Source organism: Novosphingobium mangrovisedimenti, from assembly GCF_025153475.1.
GTDB lineage: Bacteria > Pseudomonadota > Alphaproteobacteria > Sphingomonadales > Sphingomonadaceae > Novosphingobium > Novosphingobium mangrovi_A.
This window is the reverse complement of the sequence record NZ_JANZXA010000011.1, coordinates 139,139-156,510: the sequence shown is the minus strand read 5'-3', so window position 1 is coordinate 156,510 and position 17,372 is coordinate 139,139. Positions and strand designations below refer to the sequence as shown.

Annotated in this window: 17 protein-coding genes; 8 read left to right on the top strand and 9 right to left on the bottom strand. The window is 63.4% G+C overall.

Annotation, left to right across the window (positions count from 1 at the left end):
- Nucleotide 1: 1 nt before the first annotated feature.
- From NZK81_RS16100 to NZK81_RS16090, 3 genes are read right to left on the bottom strand one after another with little or no spacing between them, the layout of a single operon-like run.
- Nucleotides 2–826, bottom strand: a complete 825-nt coding sequence (locus NZK81_RS16100) for a kinase (protein ID WP_419181696.1) — start codon at nt 824–826, stop codon at nt 2–4.
- A 10-nt stretch (nt 827–836) separates the two neighbouring features.
- Nucleotides 837–1,286, bottom strand: a complete 450-nt coding sequence (locus NZK81_RS16095) for an MEKHLA domain-containing protein (protein ID WP_260047089.1) — start codon at nt 1,284–1,286, stop codon at nt 837–839.
- A 2-nt stretch (nt 1,287–1,288) separates the two neighbouring features.
- Complete coding sequence (locus NZK81_RS16090; RefSeq protein WP_311202100.1) at nt 1,289–1,963, bottom strand: TetR/AcrR family transcriptional regulator; 675 nt, start codon at nt 1,961–1,963, stop codon at nt 1,289–1,291.
- A 160-nt stretch (nt 1,964–2,123) separates the two neighbouring features.
- On the opposite strand from NZK81_RS16090, the gene NZK81_RS16080 reads away from it, so the two are divergent.
- The 7 genes from NZK81_RS16080 to NZK81_RS16050 all read left to right on the top strand — a co-directional run bounded on the left by NZK81_RS16080 (nt 2,124) and on the right by NZK81_RS16050 (nt 9,268).
- Nucleotides 2,124–4,220, top strand: coding sequence for a PQQ-dependent dehydrogenase, methanol/ethanol family (locus NZK81_RS16080; RefSeq protein WP_260047088.1), 2,097 nt, complete (start codon nt 2,124–2,126; stop codon nt 4,218–4,220).
- A gap of 128 nt (nt 4,221–4,348) precedes the next feature.
- Entirely contained in the window at nt 4,349–5,185 is an 837-nt protein-coding gene (locus NZK81_RS16075; protein ID WP_260047087.1) for a coniferyl-alcohol dehydrogenase, read from the top strand.
- A gap of 163 nt (nt 5,186–5,348) precedes the next feature.
- A complete protein-coding gene (ribB, locus tag NZK81_RS16070; protein ID WP_260047086.1) occupies nt 5,349–6,662 on the top strand; it encodes a 3,4-dihydroxy-2-butanone-4-phosphate synthase in 1,314 nt (437 codons plus the stop codon).
- 1 nt (nt 6,663) lies between these two features.
- Nucleotides 6,664–7,086 (top strand): 6,7-dimethyl-8-ribityllumazine synthase, encoded by a 423-nt coding sequence (gene ribH / locus NZK81_RS16065; RefSeq protein ID WP_260047085.1) that lies wholly within the window; start codon nt 6,664–6,666, stop codon nt 7,084–7,086.
- The gene (locus tag NZK81_RS16060) at nt 7,079–8,023 is read left to right on the top strand and encodes an aldo/keto reductase (RefSeq protein ID WP_260047084.1); all 945 of its coding nucleotides are present in this window, start codon (nt 7,079–7,081) and stop codon (nt 8,021–8,023) included. The genes ribH and NZK81_RS16060 overlap by 8 nt, the downstream gene beginning before the upstream one ends.
- Before the next feature lie 305 nt (nt 8,024–8,328).
- Nucleotides 8,329–8,493 (top strand): hypothetical protein, encoded by a 165-nt coding sequence (locus NZK81_RS16055; protein ID WP_260047083.1) that lies wholly within the window; start codon nt 8,329–8,331, stop codon nt 8,491–8,493.
- A 205-nt stretch (nt 8,494–8,698) separates the two neighbouring features.
- Nucleotides 8,699–9,268, top strand: coding sequence for a helix-turn-helix domain-containing protein (locus tag NZK81_RS16050; RefSeq protein WP_260047082.1), 570 nt, complete (start codon nt 8,699–8,701; stop codon nt 9,266–9,268).
- A 102-nt stretch (nt 9,269–9,370) separates the two neighbouring features.
- On the opposite strand, the gene NZK81_RS16045 is transcribed toward NZK81_RS16050, so the two are convergent.
- The 3 genes from NZK81_RS16045 to cysD form a co-directional block, all read right to left on the bottom strand.
- Nucleotides 9,371–10,108 carry a 3'(2'),5'-bisphosphate nucleotidase CysQ gene (locus NZK81_RS16045; RefSeq protein WP_260047081.1) on the bottom strand — a complete coding sequence of 246 codons (738 nt, stop codon included), beginning with the start codon at nt 10,106–10,108 and terminating at the stop codon, nt 9,371–9,373.
- On the bottom strand, nt 10,108–12,033 hold the full coding sequence (cysN, locus tag NZK81_RS16040; protein ID WP_260047080.1) for a sulfate adenylyltransferase subunit CysN: 1,926 nt from the start codon (nt 12,031–12,033) through the stop codon (nt 10,108–10,110). The genes NZK81_RS16045 and cysN overlap by 1 nt, the downstream gene beginning before the upstream one ends.
- Before the next feature lie 96 nt (nt 12,034–12,129).
- Nucleotides 12,130–13,092: a sulfate adenylyltransferase subunit CysD gene (cysD, locus tag NZK81_RS16035; protein WP_260047105.1), complete on the bottom strand. Its 963-nt coding sequence runs from the start codon at nt 13,090–13,092 to the stop codon at nt 12,130–12,132.
- 33 nt (nt 13,093–13,125) lie between these two features.
- Between cysD and NZK81_RS16030 the strand changes: the two genes are divergently transcribed.
- Nucleotides 13,126–14,214, top strand: a complete 1,089-nt coding sequence (locus NZK81_RS16030; protein WP_260047079.1) for a helix-turn-helix transcriptional regulator — start codon at nt 13,126–13,128, stop codon at nt 14,212–14,214.
- Between the two features lie 55 nt (nt 14,215–14,269).
- Here the strand turns inward: NZK81_RS16030 and NZK81_RS16025 are convergent, their stop codons facing one another.
- Genes NZK81_RS16025 through NZK81_RS16015 form a run of 3 tightly spaced genes read right to left on the bottom strand, consistent with a single transcriptional unit; the run spans nt 14,270 to nt 17,362 of the window.
- A complete protein-coding gene (locus NZK81_RS16025; RefSeq protein ID WP_260047078.1) occupies nt 14,270–15,526 on the bottom strand; it encodes an MBL fold metallo-hydrolase in 1,257 nt (418 codons plus the stop codon).
- A 2-nt stretch (nt 15,527–15,528) separates the two neighbouring features.
- Nucleotides 15,529–16,539, bottom strand: coding sequence for a zinc-dependent alcohol dehydrogenase (locus NZK81_RS16020; protein ID WP_260047077.1), 1,011 nt, complete (start codon nt 16,537–16,539; stop codon nt 15,529–15,531).
- 31 nt (nt 16,540–16,570) lie between these two features.
- Entirely contained in the window at nt 16,571–17,362 is a 792-nt protein-coding gene (locus NZK81_RS16015) for an SDR family NAD(P)-dependent oxidoreductase (protein ID WP_260047076.1), read from the bottom strand.
- Nucleotides 17,363–17,372 lie beyond the last annotated feature (10 nt).

Genomic DNA, 17,372 nt, shown 5'->3' with positions numbered 1-17,372 from the left:
TTCAGCGGAGGCGGCGGATTTCGACCGGGCACCGCCTTGCGTCCAGCTGGACGACCAGATCGGCACGACCGGGCATTTCGCCAAGGATGTGGCAGGTCAGGCGCTCGTAGTGTGCTATGAACCGGGCGATCGCGGCCTCGTCCATGACCCGGTCGGCCGGGGCCGCGTGTTCTGCAAGGTCCCGTTCCTGTTCGAGACGCCAGCCGTACACGACATCGAATCCGGGCGCGGCGAGCAGAATCAGCCGATCGATCCGCGCGAACAGCGACTGATAGGGCCCTGCCAGCGCGGTGTTGGCATAGCTGCGCCACACCGCATCGGCATCTTCCCGGGCCTCGAGGGCGTTGACCGGCTGCGCCAGATGCTCCGCCGATTGCGCACGCGCGCCCACGCACCAGCCTTCGAACAGCAAGACCTCGCATGCGCGCGGCGCCAGCGGCCATTCGCTCTCTGGCGCCCTGTCGTCCCGGGCCTTGTCGAAGCGTGGCAAGCGAGTGCCCTGCCCTCGTTCCAGCGTATCGATCACCGAAAGCCCCAGAGCGACATCATGCGTTCCGGGAACCCCGCGGGTTGCCAGCAGCGGGTGAACGTCCTGCGCCAGTGCCTGCCGCTCCGCGCGGGTCAGATAGAGATCGTCTATCGACAGCATGGCGGCACGAAGGCTCTCGTCCGAACAGGCCGCGAGCACGGCGCGCGCCAGTGTCGTCTTGCCTGAACCCTGCGCTCCGCACAGGCCGATGACCACGGGGCGCCTCCCGGTCTCGGTAAGCGCGGCATGCACCTGCGCCATGACCGCAGCGACGACCCGGGGATCGGCCTTGCTCATGCCTCCACCATCACGGCGTGAAGCAGGCCGCCTGCCCGTGGCGCCTTCCGCTCTCGTCGATCAGGTTCCACACTACCGCCGGTCCGATACGAAAACGTCGCCCCCTGGCGCTGATGCGCACGCCCGCATAGTCGTCGATGAACCCGTTCGCCGTCACGCGGTCCAGCAGGGCCTGACGTTCCTCGCGCAAAGGCGCTTCCGCCGACAACCGGGACGGCATTCGCGTGAAAGCCTCGACATCGGTTTCGAACGCCGCGAGCGCGGCCTTGTTGCCGAAGAAGAACACCGGATCCTGCTCCGTCCCGTGCGCGAGGATGGCGAGCGGCGAGTCCCACAGTGCCGCTACGACGTCGTCTGCCGGCCCGCTCAGGGGACGGCCCAGCAGGCGTGCATGGCTATCTGCGATCAGGGCAATGCGTGCCGCCCGTTCCGGCTCGCGGTAGAGCGATGGCACCGCCATGGTCACGCCTGCCGCATAGCCGCCGGGATCGGCTCTCCGGCACGCCCGGCGGAACGCACTGAACGCAGGGCGAACCCGGTGTAGAAATCGGTCAGCGCTTCCAGAGAATATTCCGCCATGGCATCGAGCGGCGAGCCGTCTTCGTGGCGGTACCAGTCGGCGCCGGTATTGAGCATGCGCATGATCGTGGAAATCGTCAGGTAGCTGTCGATCCCCGCGTGGAACAGGCCTTCCTCCACGCCTTGCTCGAGCACCGCACGCCAGGCCTCGAAAGCCTCCTTGCGGGCCTTTATCAGGTAGAGAAAATCGGGGCTGCGGCGAAAGAACTTTCGCTCGTTGAAGATGATCGCATAGGCCTCGATGCGTTCGGCCAGAGCGGACAGCTCCTCACGGATCAGGGTGACGAACTTGGTCTCGGCATCGAGCCTCGAAGCGGCGATGCGCTGGGCCCGTTCGCGCTGGTCGAGGACCGCGCCGCGCACGATCTCCCCCAGCATTTCCTCCTTGGTGGCGAAGTGATGATAGAGGCTGCCGGACAGGATGTTCACGTCGTCCGCGATCTGGCGAACGGTCGTCGTCTCGAAACCGAATTCGGCAAAGCGCCGCGCCGCCGCGTCGAGGATTACCTGACGGCGATCCACACTCTTCTTGTGCGTGCCACCCTGCCTGCTTGCCACCTGAGAACCTTCCGCCGTTGTGTTCCAGCATCTGCCCTAGCAAGCGCGCGCCGGCAATGCGAGCGGGCGAGATACGATTTACAACGGATCAAAACGCCTTAGACAAGGCAATCGAACAATTGGGCAAACAATTGAACGAACAACCGGGAAGGGAAGCGGAATGAGGCGCAAGGTCCTGCCGTTGATGGCCGCCACGGCATTGGCACTTACCGGCGTGCTTCCGGGATGCTCTGGAATGAACGGCGGTTCCGGGAGCACGGATGCCGCTACCGGCGCCGGAGATGACTGGAAGGCGGTTGGCGGCGGCTTCGACGAAACCAGCTATTCCCGCCTCGATCAGGTTTCGACAGGCAACATCGGCAAGCTGGGCCTTGCCTGGTCGCTGGATTTGCCGGGCGAGGTCACGCTGGAAGCCACGCCGATCGAGGTGGACGGTACGATCTATTTCACCGGTAGCTACGCCAAGGTCTACGCGGTGGGGGCAAAGACCGGGGCGATCAGGTGGACCTACGATCCCGAGACATGGAAGCACGATCCGTTGGCCATGCATTTCTCGTTCGGGGCCAATCGCGGCGTCGCCTATGAAAACGGCAGGATTTACGCAGCCTCGCTCGACGGACGCCTGTTCGCGCTCAATGCCCGAACCGGTAAGGAGTTGTGGGTAACGGAGACTGTACCCCAGGGTGTAAACGCGATCGTCACCGGCGCTCCCACAGTGATGAACGGCAAGGTCATCATCGGCAACGGCGGTGCCGATTTCGGGACGCGCGGCTTCGTCACCGCCTACGACGGCGCGACAGGCAAGCCGCTCTGGCGCTTCTACATCGTCCCCGGCTCGCCAGAGCAGAACGAGGGCGATCCGGCGATGGAAGCCGCCGCCGGGACCTGGGAAGACGGGTTCTGGAAGAAGACCGGCGGCGGCGGCGGTCCGTGGAACGCCATGACCTTCGATCCCGAGTTCGATCGCGTCTACATCGGCACCGGCAATGCCGCGCCCTATGACCAGGAAGCGCGTGGTCCGGGCGGCAACCTGTACACGGCATCGATTGTCGCGCTCGATGCCGGCACGGGCAAGTACGTCTGGCACTACCAGCCGGTGCCGGGCGATTCCTGGGACTACGACAACACCTCGCAGATGGCGCTTGCCGATCTCGAGATCGACGGGAAGTCCCGCAAGGTGCTCATGCAGGCGCCGAAGAACGGCTTTTTCTACGTGATCGATCGCGAGACGGGAAAGCTGCTCAACGAGCCCGGAAAAACGACGAAGATTACCTGGGCTTCGCGCGTCGATCCCAGGACCGGTATTCCCGAGGTCAGTCCGGAGGCGCACTACGCGACGGGAGCATCCATCGTCTGGCCGGGCGGGGTTGGCGGCCACGACTGGCAATCCATGAGCTACAGCCCGCGGACGGGACTGGTCTACATCCCGGTGCAGCAGATCGCTCAGCGCTTTTCCCGCGAGGGCGGGCCGGAGGATGCCTTCGACGTCATGGGCGTGTCGGTCAGCGCGCTCAGGCGGGACCCCGACGACGGCCACGGCTATCTCGTGGCCTGGGATCCGGTCGCACAGAAGGAAGTCTGGCGCGTGCGCCACAAGGGATTGTGGAACGGCGGCACGCTGGCAACCGCGGGCGGGCTCGTGTTTCAGGGCACAGCGACCGGCTATCTCAAGGCCTACGATGGCAAGTCGGGCAAGGAACTCTGGAAGTTCAATGCCGGGCTGGGCATCGTCGGCGCGCCGATGAGCTACAAGCTCGACGGGACGCAATACATCTCCGTCCTGGTCGGCTACGGCGGCACGACGGCCGCCTACGGCCAGCTTATGGACATGGGCTACAAGTTCGGCAAGCAACCGCGCCGCTTGCTGACGTTCGCCATCGGCGGCGACAAGGCCCTGCCGCCCTCCCCGCCGCCCGACTTCACGGTCCATGCGCTCGACGATCCGGCACTCAAGCTCGATGAGGCCGACGTTGCCGCGGGACGGGCACTTTCGGTGCAGTGCGCAGCGTGTCATGGCGTGGGGCTGCATGCGACGGGAACGCCTGGACCGGACTTGCGGGAATCGGCCATTGCGCTTGACCTTGGCAGCTTCCGCGAACTCCTGCACTCCGGCTCGCTGATGGAACTGGGCATGCCGCGTTTCGAGAACCTGACCGATACCCAGATTCGGCAGATTCACGCCTATATCCGAGCGAGGGCGCGAGAAGCGCTGGGGAAGCGTGAAAAGGACGACCGGGCGCCTTCTGCAAAGTTGTAGGCAAGGTCATCGTGCCAGCGATCAGCCCGGTTGGCAGTTGAAGCGAAGGGCACTCCCCGCCTAGCTACCGCACACGTATTTGGGGGCCGGTTGCTGCGCGCCGCGCCCGAGAGAGGAAGGACGGGAAAATGAGTGATGTTCTGGGCTACAAGGGTAAGCGCGTCATCGTCAGTGGCTGCTTCTCGGGCATGGGCGAAGCCACGGCCAAGCTGCTCGTGGAGCTCGGCGCCGAAGTCCACGGCTTCGACTTCAAGGAAAGCGCCGTTCCCATGGCGTCCTTCACCCAGATCGACCTGCGCGATCCGGCTACCATCGAAGCGGCCGTGGCCGGTGTTGGCGGCAAGGTGGATGCGCTGTTCAACTGCGCCGGCCTGCCGGGCGGCGGCGGCTTCCCGCCGATGGACGTGATGAAGGTGAACTTCCTCGGCACCCGGCACCTGACCGAGCAGGTCATTCCGCTGATGGGCGACAAGGGCGCCATCGTGTCGATCGCCTCGACCGGCGGCCTCGGCTGGAGCCGCCGCATCCCCGTGCACATGCAACTCATGATGACGCAGGGTTTCCAGGCAGGGCTCGAGTGGTGTGAAGCGAACATGGATCAGGTTTCGGAAGGCTATGCCTTCTCCAAGGAAGCCGTGATTGTGTGGACCCAGTTCATGGGCGCCCAGCTCATCAAGAAGGGCATCCGCATCAACTGCTCGCTGCCCTCGCCCACGCAGACGCCGATGATGAAGACCTTCCACGAGACCTCGGGCAAGGACGTCGTCGATGCCGCCGCCGAGCCGCTCGGCCGCTACACCACCCCCGAGGAACAGGCCGGCCCGCTGGTTCTGATCAACTCGGACCTCGCCAGTGTTGTCAACGGCATCGTTATGCCTGTCGACGGCGGCTTCATGGGCGGCCTTGCTACCGGCCAGGTCGATATCAGCAAGATGATGGGCGGCGGGCGGAAGAAGGAAGCCTGAGTCGCAACGACGCGCACAGCAGTTTGAAGGGGGCGGGTCGCGAGGTCCGGCCCCTTTCTCTTTATCAACATTCTGTTCTCAATCGGATTCTTGAACAGCTATTGCATTGTGGTGTTCGACAGATGTATCGCGTTCACATCAGAATGTGACAATGGATGCTGAAATGTCTACCAATGTGATCGAAAAGGTCCGCAAGCTCGTTTCCGACGGGGGAATGAGCAAGGCTGGTCTCGCCCGCGCTGCAGGGCTCCACGCCAATACCCTGCGCGACTGCACGGAGCCGGGCTGGAATCCGACCGCCGACACGCTCGGCAAGCTGGAGCGCGTGCTGTTCTCGAACGACGATCGCGAAGTGCTCGTGCCGATCGAGGAAATCATCGACGAAGCGCGAAACGGCCGCATGTTCGTGCTGGTGGACGACGAGGACCGCGAGAACGAAGGCGATCTTGTCATTCCCGCGCAGATGGCCACGCCGGCCGCGATCAACTTCATGGCCACGCACGGGCGCGGCCTTATCTGCCTCACGCTCACCGGCGAGCGGGTCGACCAGCTCGGTCTCGACCTGATGAGCCAGAACAACGGCACCCGGCACGAGACCGCCTTCACTGTCTCGATCGAGGCCCGTGAAGGCGTCACCACCGGTATTTCCGCCGGCGACCGCGCGCGCACGGTTTCGGTCGCGATCGACGGTAGCAAGACGAAGGACGACATCGTCACCCCCGGTCATGTCTTCCCGCTGCGGGCACGCAACGGCGGTGTTCTGGTTCGGGCCGGCCATACCGAGGCCGCCGTCGACATCTCCCGCCTTGCTGGCCTGAACCCGTCCGGTGTGATCTGCGAGATCATGCGCGATGACGGCACCATGGCCCGCATGGACGATCTGATCAGCTTCGCGCGCATGCACGATCTGAAAATCGGGACGATCCGCGATCTCATCGCCTATCGCCGCAAGCATGACAGGATGGTCGAGAAAAAGGCGGAACTCACCTTCGAGAGCCGCCACGGCGGCCAATGGACCGCCTATACCTATTTCAACAAGGCTACCGGCGACGAGACCATGGCACTCGTCAAGGGACGCATCGACCCCGACAAGCCGACCCTGGTGCGGATGCACACGCTGTCCATCTTCGCGGACATCCTCGGTGAGACCGTGGGTGATCGGGCCGACATGTTGCGCCGCTCCATGGAGATCATCTCCGAGGAGGGCTCCGGCGTGATCGTGCTCATAAACCGGCCGATGGGTCAGCTCATGTCGCGTACGATCGACATCAAGCATCGCGTGCGCGCCGGCGAAAATCCCGATCTCGAGGAACTGCGCGACTATGGCGTGGGCGCCCAGATTCTGGCGGAACTCGGCGTTCACGACATGGTCCTGCTGAGCAATACCCATCACTCGCTCGTTGCACTCGAAGGCTACGGCCTCAACATCGCCGGCGAACGCGCAATAGTCGGCGACGACGCCGAGGGAGTACACTGACATGGCCCGCTTTCTGATCGTCGAAGCCCGCTTCTACGAGCACCTCAACGACATGCTGATCGAGGGTGCCAGGGCCGCATTCAAGGCGGCCGGACACAAGGTCGACGTCATCACCGTACCGGGCGCTCTGGAGATTCCCGCGGCCATTTCGCTCGCCGATGCAGCCGGCGAATACGACGGTTACGTCGCGATCGGCATCGTCATTCGCGGCGAGACCTATCATTTCGAGATTGTCGCGGGTGAAAGTGCGCGTGGGGTCATGGCACTGACCATGGACGGCATTGCCATCGGCAACGGCATCCTTACCGTGGAGAACGAAGCGCAGGCGCTCGTTCGTGCGGATCCCGCGCAAAAGGACAAGGGTGGCGAAGCCGCGAAAGCCGCCATGGTCTTGCTGGAATTGAAGGAAAAATTTGGTGGCTGACTTTTCTGGCGATCATCCGGCCCTGGCGGGCATCCCGCTCGTTCTGGGCGGCAACGTTTTCGGCTGGACGATCGACAGGGACGCAAGCTTCGCGGTCCTCGATGCATTCTTCGAGGCTGGCGGACGGATGATCGATACCGCCGAGGGCTATTCGAACTGGGTTCCCGGCAACAAGGGTGGCGAATCCGAAGCGATCATCGGCGAGTGGCTGGAAAGTCGGGGTGTGCGCGCCGACATGCGCGTCGGCACGAAAACAGGCCAGGGCGGGCCACCGGGCGCGCTCAAGCCCGAAGCGGTTGCGAAGGCGCTGGAAGGCTCGCTCGAACGTCTTCGCACCGACTATGTCGATCTCTACTATGCCCATCGCGACGATGGGACGACGCCCCTCGATGAAGTGGTGCAGGCCTATGACGAAGCCTTCCGATCCGGCAAGGCGCGGGAACTGGGCGCATCGAACTACAGCACCGGACGCCTGGCCGACGTGCTGGCCTCTGCCGATCGTCTCGGCGCACGTCCCTTTTCGGTCATGCAGCCGCTCTACAACCTTGTCGCGCGGAAGGTTTACGAAGGTCCCTTGCAGGACCTGTGCGTGGCTCGCGGCATTGCGGTGTTGCCCTACTATGGCCTGGCGTCCGGCTTTCTTAGCGGCAAATACCAGAGCGCTGAGGACTGGGAGGGATCGAGCCGCGCCTTCTCTCTCGACGAAGCTGCGGCAAACGGCGGCTGGAATGTCCTGCGGGTCCTGCGCGAGATTGCCGGAGAACTCGGCGCCGCACCGGCCCAGGTCGCGCTTGCGTGGCTCAACAGCCAGCCCGGGGTTGCCGCCCCGCTTGCCAGCGCGACCAGCCCTGAGCAGATCGCCAGCCTCGTCGGCGCGGCACGCCTGCAATTGGCGCCCGATCACATCGCCCGCCTGGGCGAAGCCCTCGCAGGCTAGGCGCATCCACTGCGCCTGTATCGAAGGAAAGAGCCTGGGCCATTGCGTCCGGGCTCTTTCGTTCATTGCCCGGCAATTTCCATGTAACTAGTTCAGGCTTACGACTTATTCATCACTTGTGTGTTAGAAGTAAAATCGATTTCAATCCGAATGCCTCCATCCGGTTATCAAGCGATGATGGTCGTGTTTGATCCAAATCGGATACTGTCACTCGGTTTCAGGCACCTGCATGGGGTGGGTTGTAGGACGCCCATCGATGCAAGTTCCGAGCACGCAGGGAATATCGCCTAACGGAGAGTACTCGGGTGAGCAAAGCCGATATTGCGAAATCTCTTGTGGCAGAATTGGAAGCCGTGCTTCCCAGAATCGAGGCAATTGACGCGCTCCTTGCCGCTGCGCACCTCGACGCTGCCATCGATGCGTTGTGCAGCGAGTTCGACATCGCAAGAAACATCTCCGATCCGGACTAACCTTCACGCGACGTTGCTGAACACGCCTGCCAATACTGCTACCGTATTGGTGCGAGAGCCTGAACATTGATCCAAGTTCAATCGCGAATTGCGGTGAAAATTTCGGCCACCTTGCCACCACAACTCTAGTTGTCGCCACGAAACGCACAGCGGAATCCCATTCCCACCGAGCGTATATGTGGCCAGGCAGTGGTGATACCGGCCTATGGCGAACACAGACCAGTTGATGCGAAACAGGACGAAAGCCATCCGTCTCATCGGAGTCGCCAACGAGCTTCTGGCGATGGCCCGGGAACTCGAAATCGGTGAGAGCATATCGCAGATTCAGCAGGCGCTGATCGGCAATTCCAACGATCAGGACGTCCAGAACAGTCCGGTAACTGCCAGGGACCACCCGGTATGGGGCGAACTGGCCCGGCAGACATACGATGACCGGCGCCGGCGGGCCAAGATTTTCAGGTCCGAGGATCTGTTCGGCGAACCTGCCTGGGACATTCTTCTGGACCTGTTCGTTGCCGCCAAGGAGCGCCGCCGCCTTTCCGTGACCAGCGCCTGCATCGGCGCCGCCGTTCCGTCGACCACGGCGCTTCGCTGGATCGCGATCCTGGAGAAAAAGGGCCTGCTCGTTCGCGAGGCAGACCCTGGAGATGCCCGGCGCGTCTACGTCAAGCTGAGCGCGCATGGTTATGGCGCAATGCTGGAATATTTCTCTTCCGCGTCCCGTTCCGTGGTTTTGCTGGATGAGCAGTCCGTCCAGCCAATGGTGGTGCGATAGCACTCCAGGTGTGCCGGCTGCGCCTTCTCATCCCCGTGAACGGCTGAATGGCCGCCCCCGTTTCCGGAGGCGGCCAAGCCGCTCACATCGTGGCGTCTTGTCTCAGAGGAAGGCCTTGACCTTCTCGAGCACCATGCCCGCGTGTTCTTTCCGGCAGATCAGCAAATCAGGCATGTAGACATCCTGCTGGTTGTAGACCAGCGGGCTGCCGTCGATGCGGGACGCATGGAGCCCCCAGCCCAGCGCGACCGCGGCCGGTGCGCAGCTGTCCCATTCGTACTGACCGCCAGAGTGCAGGTAGATGTCCGCTTCGCCGCGCAGGATCGCCATCGCCTTGGCACCTGCCGAGCCCATCGGCACCAGCTCGCCGCCGATTGCGTCGCACACGCCGGTGGCTTCCTTCGCGGGACGCGTCCGGCTGACGACCATGCGCAGCTTGTCGGGGGCGGCCGGGATTTCTCCCGGCTGATCCGAGCGCAGCACCACGTCGAGCCCCGGCAGCGCGACCGCGCCGAGAGCCGGCACGCCGTTTACCGCCATGCCGACATGAACCGCCCAGTCGGTGCGTTCCTCGCCATATTCGCGGGTTCCATCGACCGGATCGACGATCCAGACGCGTTCCTTGGCGAGGCGTTCGGCGTTGTCCTTCTCCTCTTCGGAGAGCAGCCCGTCATCCGCGCGCTGCTGGCGCAGCGCGTGGACGAGGAACTGGTTGGCGGTCTGGTCCCCGGCCTTGCCGAGCGACTTGCCCTCGAACATGCCCGATGCGCGGACCTGCAGAAGGATTTTGCCCGCCTGATCGGCCAGGTGGGCGGCAAGATCACCGTCCGTCATGCTCATCAGGCGTCTCCCAGCAGTGTGTCGACGATAAGGTTTGCGGCCTCCTCGGGCGACAGCTTGGTCGTGTCGATCCGGATCTCTGGACTGCGCGGCGCCTCGTAGGGGCTGTCGATGCCGGTGAAGTTCTTCAGTTCACCCGAACGCGCCTTCTTGTAGAGGCCCTTGACGTCACGCGCCTCAGCCACCTTCAGCGGCGTGTCGATGAACACCTCGAAGAACTCGCCCTCGGGCAGCATCGACCGTACCATCTCGCGGTCCGCCTGGAACGGCGAAATGAAGGCGGTGATGACGATGAGGCCGGCATCCGCCATCAGCTTCGAGACCTCGCCGACACGGCGGATATTCTCGATGCGGTCGGTCTCGGTGAAGCCCAGGTCCTTGTTGAGCCCGTGACGCACGTTGTCGCCGTCGAGCAAGAAGGTGTGCCGGTTCATTCGGTGCAGCTTCTTTTCGACGAGGTTGGCGATCGTTGACTTGCCCGAACCCGAAAGGCCCGTGAACCACAGGACCGCCGGGGTCTGGTTCTTGAGCGCGGCGTGCTGCTTGCGGCCGATGTCCAGTGCCTGCCAGTGCACGTTCTGCGAACGGCGCAGCGAGAAGTTGAGCATGCCGGCCGCCACCGTGGCATTGGTCATCTTGTCGATCAGGATGAACCCGCCAAGCGCGCGGTTTTCGGAATAGGGCTCGAACACGATCTGCTTGTCGGTCGAGACTTCGGCCACGCCGATGGCGTTGAGCTCCAGCGTCTTGGCCGCCAGATGCTCCATCGTGTTGACGTTAACCTCGTACTTCGGCTCCTGAACCGTCGCCGAGACCATCTGCGTGCCCAGCTTGAGCCAGTAGGCCCGGCCCGGAACCATGGCGTCGTCGGCCATCCAGACGATCGTTGCCTCGAACTGATCCGCAGTCTGCGGCGGATTGTCGGCGACCGAGATCACCGAGCCGCGCGAGCAGTCGATCTCGTCCTCGAAGCAGACGGTGACGGACTGGCCGGCCACGGCTTCGTCGAGTTCGCCATCGAAGGTTACGATCTTGCTGACGGTGCTGGTCTTGCCCGAGGGCAGGACGCGGATCTTGTCGCCGGGCTTTACTTCGCCAGTGGCGATCAGACCCGAGAAGCCGCGGAAGTCGAGGTTAGGACGGTTCACCCATTGCACCGGCATGCGGAACGGCTTGTCGGCGTCAACCGAGCTGAGCACTTCCACCGTCTCGAGGTGCTCGACCAGCGACGGCCCCTTGTACCAAGGCGTGTTCTCGGAGAGCTTGGTGATGTTGTCGCCCTTGAAGCCGGAAATCGGCATCGGGGTGAAGCTCTCGATTCCGATAGAGTCCGCAAACTCGGTGTAATCGGCAACGATCTTGTCGAAGACCTCCTGCTTGTAGTCGACAAGGTCCATCTTGTTGACGGCCAGCACGATGTTCTTCACGCCGAGCAGGTGGCACAGGTAGCTGTGACGGCGGGTTTGCACGAGCACGCCCTTGCGCGCGTCGATCAGGATCACCGCGAGGTCGGCGGTCGAGGCGCCGGTGACCATGTTGCGGGTGTACTGTTCATGCCCCGGGCAATCGGCAACGATGAACTTGCGCTTTTCGGTGTTGAAGAAGCGATAGGCGACATCGATGGTGATGCCCTGCTCGCGCTCGGCGGCGAGACCGTCGACCAGCAGCGCGAAGTCGATGTCCTGGCCCTGCGTGCCGACCTTCTTCGAATCCGAGGTCAGCGCGTCGAGCTGGTCTTCGAAGATCATCTTCGAATCGTAGAGCAGGCGGCCGATCAGCGTGGACTTGCCGTCATCGACGCTGCCGCAGGTGATGAAGCGCAGCATCGTCTTGTGTTCGTGCTGTTCGAGGTAGGCGTCGATGTCCTCCGCGATCAGGCTATCGACGACGTAGACGGGTTCTTCAGTGGTAGTGTCTTTTGTCATTTGCACGTCATCCCAGCGAAAGCTGGGATCTCCCTCGTTAGGTTCCGTGTTGTGGCACGAGACCCCGGCCTTCGCCGGGGTGACGAACAGAGTTCGTCAGAAGTACCCCTGCTGCTTCTTGACTTCCATGCCGGCGCCGCCGGCATCCTTGTCGATGGCGCGGCCCTGCCGCTCGGACGTGGTGGTGAGCAGGGTTTCCTGGATCACCTCGGGGAGAGTCTTGGCCGTGCTCTCGACGGCACCCGTCAGCGGGTAGCAGCCAAGGGTACGGAAGCGGACCGAACGCATCACCGGCTTTTCACCGGGCTTGAGCGGGAAGCGGTCGTCGTCGACCATGAGCAGCATGCCGTCGCGCTCCACGGTGGGGCGTTCCTCGGCGAAGTAGAGCGGCACGATCGGAATGTCGTTGAGGTGGATGTACTGCCAGATGTCGAGCTCGGTCCAGTTCGAGATCGGGAAGACGCGGATCGATTCGCCCTTTGCCTTCCTAGCGTTGTAGAGGTTCCACAGCTCTGGCCGCTGGTTCTTCGGGTCCCAGCCATGCGACTGCGTGCGGAACGAGAAGATGCGCTCCTTGGCGCGGCTCTTTTCCTCGTCGCGGCGGGCGCCGCCGAAGGCAGCATCGAAACCGTACTTGTCGAGCGCCTGCTTCAGGCCTTCGGTCTTCCACAGGTCGGTGTGGAGCGAGCCGTGGTCGAAGGGATTGATGCCTTTTTCCTGCGCCTCGGGGTTGTGGTAGACAAGCAGGTCCATGCCGGAAAGCTCGGCCATCTTGTCGCGCAGGTCGTACATCGCCCTGAACTTCCAGGTCGTGTCGACGTGGAGCAGCGGAAACGGCGGCGGCGACGGATAGAAGGCTTTGCGCGCAAGGTGCAGCATGACGGCGCTGTCCTTGCCGACGGAATAGAGCATTACCGGCTTTTCGGCTTCGGCAACGACTTCCCGGATGATGTGGATGCTTTCAGCTTCCAGCCTCTCGAGGTGTGTCAGGGTCTTCATTGAGCTTCCCTTTGTTTGGGTTGGCCCCGTTTTTTGGGTCGCGACTCTCTTTGCAGGGATGACTTTTACACAAACCTCCCATATGGGAGGGTTATGGCACTAACAAGCCGAGACGAGACCGATCTGCTGCTCCCGCTCTTCCGCGGTCTGTCCGGGAATGAGGGGTTTTCCGCATTTCTCGAAACACTTAGGCGTCGAACCCGGGCCGAATATATCGGCCTGATCCAGCGAACGGGAAATGGCGCGCACGCCCGGATTCATGAATATCATGCGGGAATCGACCTTCGTGCGCGGGCTCAGCAGAGCGATCCGCTCGATGCACATGCGCTCGACCGCTTCCATTACGACGGACTGAGGCCGGGTCGCGTCTATTCGATCGCGGAGTTCACCGATCACGATCCGGTGTTTCGCATCGAACGCGCACAGCGCATGCAACGCCTGGGCATTGCGGACGAACGCGTGGTGCGGATTGCCGACATCGGCGATGTGAGCACTTGGCTCATCATGGCCCGCGCAAGGTCCTGCAGCGCCGCGGACAGCGCGCTGCTTTCCAATCTTGCGCCCTATGTGGAGGAAGCGCTCAAAGCGCGCGTCGAGTTGGAAAAGAACCGTGTGCGGGCGAGCGTCAGCGTGCAGGGACTGGCCCGTTCGGCCACGGCATGGATGGTGCTGGACCGGGATGCGCGCCTGCTTTCCATCGATCCTCGCCTGGATACCTGGATGCAGGAAACCCTGGGCTACCGGCCACGCATCGGCGAACGCCTTCGCGACCTGGGCGTACAGGCGGAACGCGAGCTCATGGCTGCGGCCGCCCATTTCACCAGCGACGAGCCTGGATCGCCGCGCCCGCTTCTGCTGTTCGACGACCCGCGCCTCGAAGCCTTGCTGACCTCGACCACCGACATGCCGCAACGCTCGATGCTGGTGCTGTGCCGCCTGCCCAATGCCCGCACCAAGGAAAGCGTGGAGCGCCTTGCCCACCTCTTTGACCTGCCCAGGCGTGAGGCCGAACTGGCTGTGGCGCTCAACAAGGGTCTTTCCATCGCCGAAGCGGCAGAAAGCATGGGACTGACCCTTGAAACGGCCCGCAACTATTCGAAACGGCTCTACGCCAAGCTGGGCGTGCGCGGTCAGGCGGAACTGGTCCGGCTCGTAAGCGATAGCGTGGCCGTGATGGCCTGAAGGCCACGCTGCCGTCGTCCCCGACTGTGCGGGGACGACGGGTAATCAAAGGGTGTTATTCAGCGCCCTCGCCCAGCTGTGCTTCCGCAGCAGCGATTTCGGAGCGGAGCCACATCGTTTCGCTCAGGTTCTTGCCTCCGCAACCCGCCAGTAACGCCTGATTGGCATCGCGCTTCACTTCGAGCGCGGAGTGGCAATCGGGTTCGGCACCCAAGGCGATGTCGGCGAGGTGTATGGCTTCCAGTGCCTTGCCTTCATCAAGCTTTGCCTTGGCCCGCGCCGCCAGCTTGTCCGCTCCGCCTGCCAGTTCGGCCAGATCCGCGTCCACGCTCGAACGCGGCACGCCGTAAAGCGCCGTGGTCCCGTCCTCGTAATGCAACCAGCCCGAATATTCTCGCCAGATCGACTTGACCGCCCAGCTCGCCTTGCCGTGGAATTCGCCGATTTCCAGCCCTTCGGGCCAAGCGAATTCGCGCATCAGCGTGTGGACGTCCTTGCCTGCCTTCATGCCATCAAGCGTGTAGTCGCGCACGTAGCTGACAGCGGCATGGAGCTTGTCGAGATCCGCCTTGATCCGGTCCTTCCCGATGATCGCATCGCCGTGGCCGGTGACCACGATTTCGGCACCCAGATCGCGGATGGTCTCCAGCGACTTCAGGTAATTGCGCACCAGACGCGGCTTGTCACCGCGCAGCGTGTTGAGGAACGGCATCGAGAGCCAGACCGGCCCGAAGACATTGCCCGTGAAGGCGACCTTTTCCTTCGGCATCCACACGGTGAGCGAATCGATCGTCTCGCCCTCGGGCGTGGAGATGATCTCGAAAGTCCGACCGCCCAGTTCGAGCGTCAGCTTGCGGTCGACGAGGATGTCGGGCTTCACGTCCGGCGGCGGTTTGGGCGAGCTGCCGCGCTTGAGTGTCGAGCCCCAGAGCTTGCCGCTGCGCGGACCGAAAAAGGCCTGCAGTCCCATCATGTCCGCAACGGCCTCGTTGAAACCGGGACCACCGATTATCTGGGTGCCTTCTTCCAGGAAGTCGGGCACGCCGCCATAGTGGTCGGCATGGCTCTGCGTCAGGATGATGAAGGCGAGCGGGCCGGTGCGATGCGGGGCCAGCAGGCGCTTGGTCCGCTCCACATTGTCCATGAAGCCGGTGTTGATCATCACGTCGCCCTCGCTGGTCGTCACGAGGTAGGCATTCGAGACATCGTTGGCCTGGAAGATGAAGTCGGTGATGGCGATGGCATCGGCCTGCTCGTCGCCCGAGCGGACGAGACCCGCAAGCTTCGGGCCGGCATCCTTGGTCTCTGCCATGGTCAGTCCTCCATCTCGATCATGACCTTGGCCGACTGCGGGGTCGCCGCGATCTCGAGGCCCTTCATCACATCGGTAAAAGGCAGCTTGTGGCTGATCATGGCCGCGATCTTGTCCTTCAGGCGCGGCATGGCCGCGATCACGTCGGGCATCTCGGTCGGATAGCCGACAGCCGTGGTAATGGTCATTTCGCTGGTCAGCATCCGGCCGACGGGGAACTCGATCGGCTTCATGTAGGCCGCCGTGATCACCATGCGCGCATGGAACTTGGCCATCATGATGACTTGCGAGAGAATGTTGGGCGCGCCGGCGGCATCGATGAACGCATCGGTGCCGACGCCCAGGCGGCCGTAACTCGGCACTTCGCCGTGAAGCCTTGCAAGCTCAGCGCGCAGATCGACCTTGGTCGGATCGAGCGCAGCCTGCACGCCGATCGCCCGAGCCCGTTCGAGCCGCTCTTCCGCGAGGTCGAGGGCCACTACGTCGGTAATCCCCCGATCGTTGAGCCAGAGCAGCATGCCCAGGCCAATTGGGCCGCAGCCGAACACCACGACCTTGTCGCCCGGCTTCACTTCGGCGCGGTTGACGCCGTGCATGGCAACGGCCAGCGGCTCGCACATGGCGGCGACGTCGTAGTCGACACCCTCGGGAATTGGCAGGATCGAGTCGCCCAGCCGTGCCTCGCGCACCAGCAATTCCTCGGTAAACGCCCCTTCCGAGCCGCCCGAACCGATGTTGCTGGGCGTCATCATCGGATTGATGATCACCGGATCGCCCACGGCGATGCCGGATACGTCCGAGCCGACCTGCAGCACCTCGCCCGCGCCCTCATGACCCAGAGCGGTCTGGCCGCCCGGTTCGGCCGGCATGCCGCCGACCTTGATGTAGGACAGGTCACTGCCGCAAATGCCGACAGACTTCATGCGCACGACCACGTCGTTCGGGCCTGCCTCGGGCCTTTCGTAGGGATCGAGCCGGACATCGCCGACGCCGTGAATGTTCAGACGCTTCATTTTCTCTCTCCTCGTCCCCGGTCTGTTCTGGTTACGGGCGGACCATGTAGCCGCCGTCGATGGTGACGGTCTCGCCGGTCATGAACGAGCTGGCGTCCGAGCACAGGTAGGCGCCGATGCCCTCGAAGTCGGCCGGGCGGCCGCAGCGCTGCATCGGGATGGTCGGCGCGAAATGCGCGGCCACGCCTTCGGCGCGGGCGCCCTCACCCATCATCGGCGTGATGATGAGGCCCGGCGCAACAACGTTGGCGCGAATGCCGAGCGGCGCGAGTTCGATGGCAAGGCAGCGGATCGTCGCTGCCACCGCGCACTTCGAGGCGGCATATTCCATCTTGCCCGGCAGGCCCTGGAACAGCGAGAGCGAGCCGCAGGCGACGAGGCTGCCGCCGCTGGCATCCCCGCCCTCTACACGCTCCTTCATCAGGCGCGCGCCCTCGCGCAGCGTGAAGAAAGCGCCGTGCAGCGCGGTCTTCTGGAAATCATACCAGTGCTCGGTCGGCATATCGAACACCGAGTTGTAGCGCGGTGAAGCGCCCGAGTTGGCGAACACGCAGTCGACCCGGCCGAAGTCTTCCATCACCTTCTTGTAGCCTTCGGTGATGTTCTCTTCCTCGGAGACGTCGACCTGATAGGCGATGACCTTGCCTGCGCCCGCCGCTTCGAGTTCGGCCTTGGCCTTGGCGCTCTTTTCCGCGTTGCGCGCCCAGATCGCGACATCGCCGCCCATCTTGGCGACGCCCATGGCAAAACCGAAGCCGATGCCGCCGTTGCCGCCGGTCACCACAGTTACTTTGCCCGTGCAGTCGAAAAGGCCGTTGGCCATCGTCGTGTCT

Coding starts and splice junctions, on each gene's coding strand:
- NZK81_RS16020 (WP_260047077.1), bottom strand. CDS start 16,539: ATGAAGCGTCTGAACATTCACGGCGTCGGCGATGTCCGGCTCGATCCC.
- cysN (WP_260047080.1), bottom strand. CDS start 12,033: ATGACAAAAGACACTACCACTGAAGAACCCGTCTACGTCGTCGATAGC.
- NZK81_RS16095 (WP_260047089.1), bottom strand. CDS start 1,286: ATGGCGGTGCCATCGCTCTACCGCGAGCCGGAACGGGCGGCACGCATT.
- NZK81_RS16100 (WP_419181696.1), bottom strand. CDS start 826: ATGAGCAAGGCCGATCCCCGGGTCGTCGCTGCGGTCATGGCGCAGGTG.
- NZK81_RS16080 (WP_260047088.1), top strand. CDS start 2,124: ATGAGGCGCAAGGTCCTGCCGTTGATGGCCGCCACGGCATTGGCACTT.
- NZK81_RS16075 (WP_260047087.1), top strand. CDS start 4,349: ATGAGTGATGTTCTGGGCTACAAGGGTAAGCGCGTCATCGTCAGTGGC.
- ribH (WP_260047085.1), top strand. CDS start 6,664: ATGGCCCGCTTTCTGATCGTCGAAGCCCGCTTCTACGAGCACCTCAAC.
- NZK81_RS16045 (WP_260047081.1), bottom strand. CDS start 10,108: ATGAGCATGACGGACGGTGATCTTGCCGCCCACCTGGCCGATCAGGCG.
- ribB (WP_260047086.1), top strand. CDS start 5,349: ATGTCTACCAATGTGATCGAAAAGGTCCGCAAGCTCGTTTCCGACGGG.
- NZK81_RS16015 (WP_260047076.1), bottom strand. CDS start 17,362: ATGGCCAACGGCCTTTTCGACTGCACGGGCAAAGTAACTGTGGTGACC.
- NZK81_RS16030 (WP_260047079.1), top strand. CDS start 13,126: ATGGCACTAACAAGCCGAGACGAGACCGATCTGCTGCTCCCGCTCTTC.
- NZK81_RS16050 (WP_260047082.1), top strand. CDS start 8,699: ATGGCGAACACAGACCAGTTGATGCGAAACAGGACGAAAGCCATCCGT.
- NZK81_RS16025 (WP_260047078.1), bottom strand. CDS start 15,526: ATGGCAGAGACCAAGGATGCCGGCCCGAAGCTTGCGGGTCTCGTCCGC.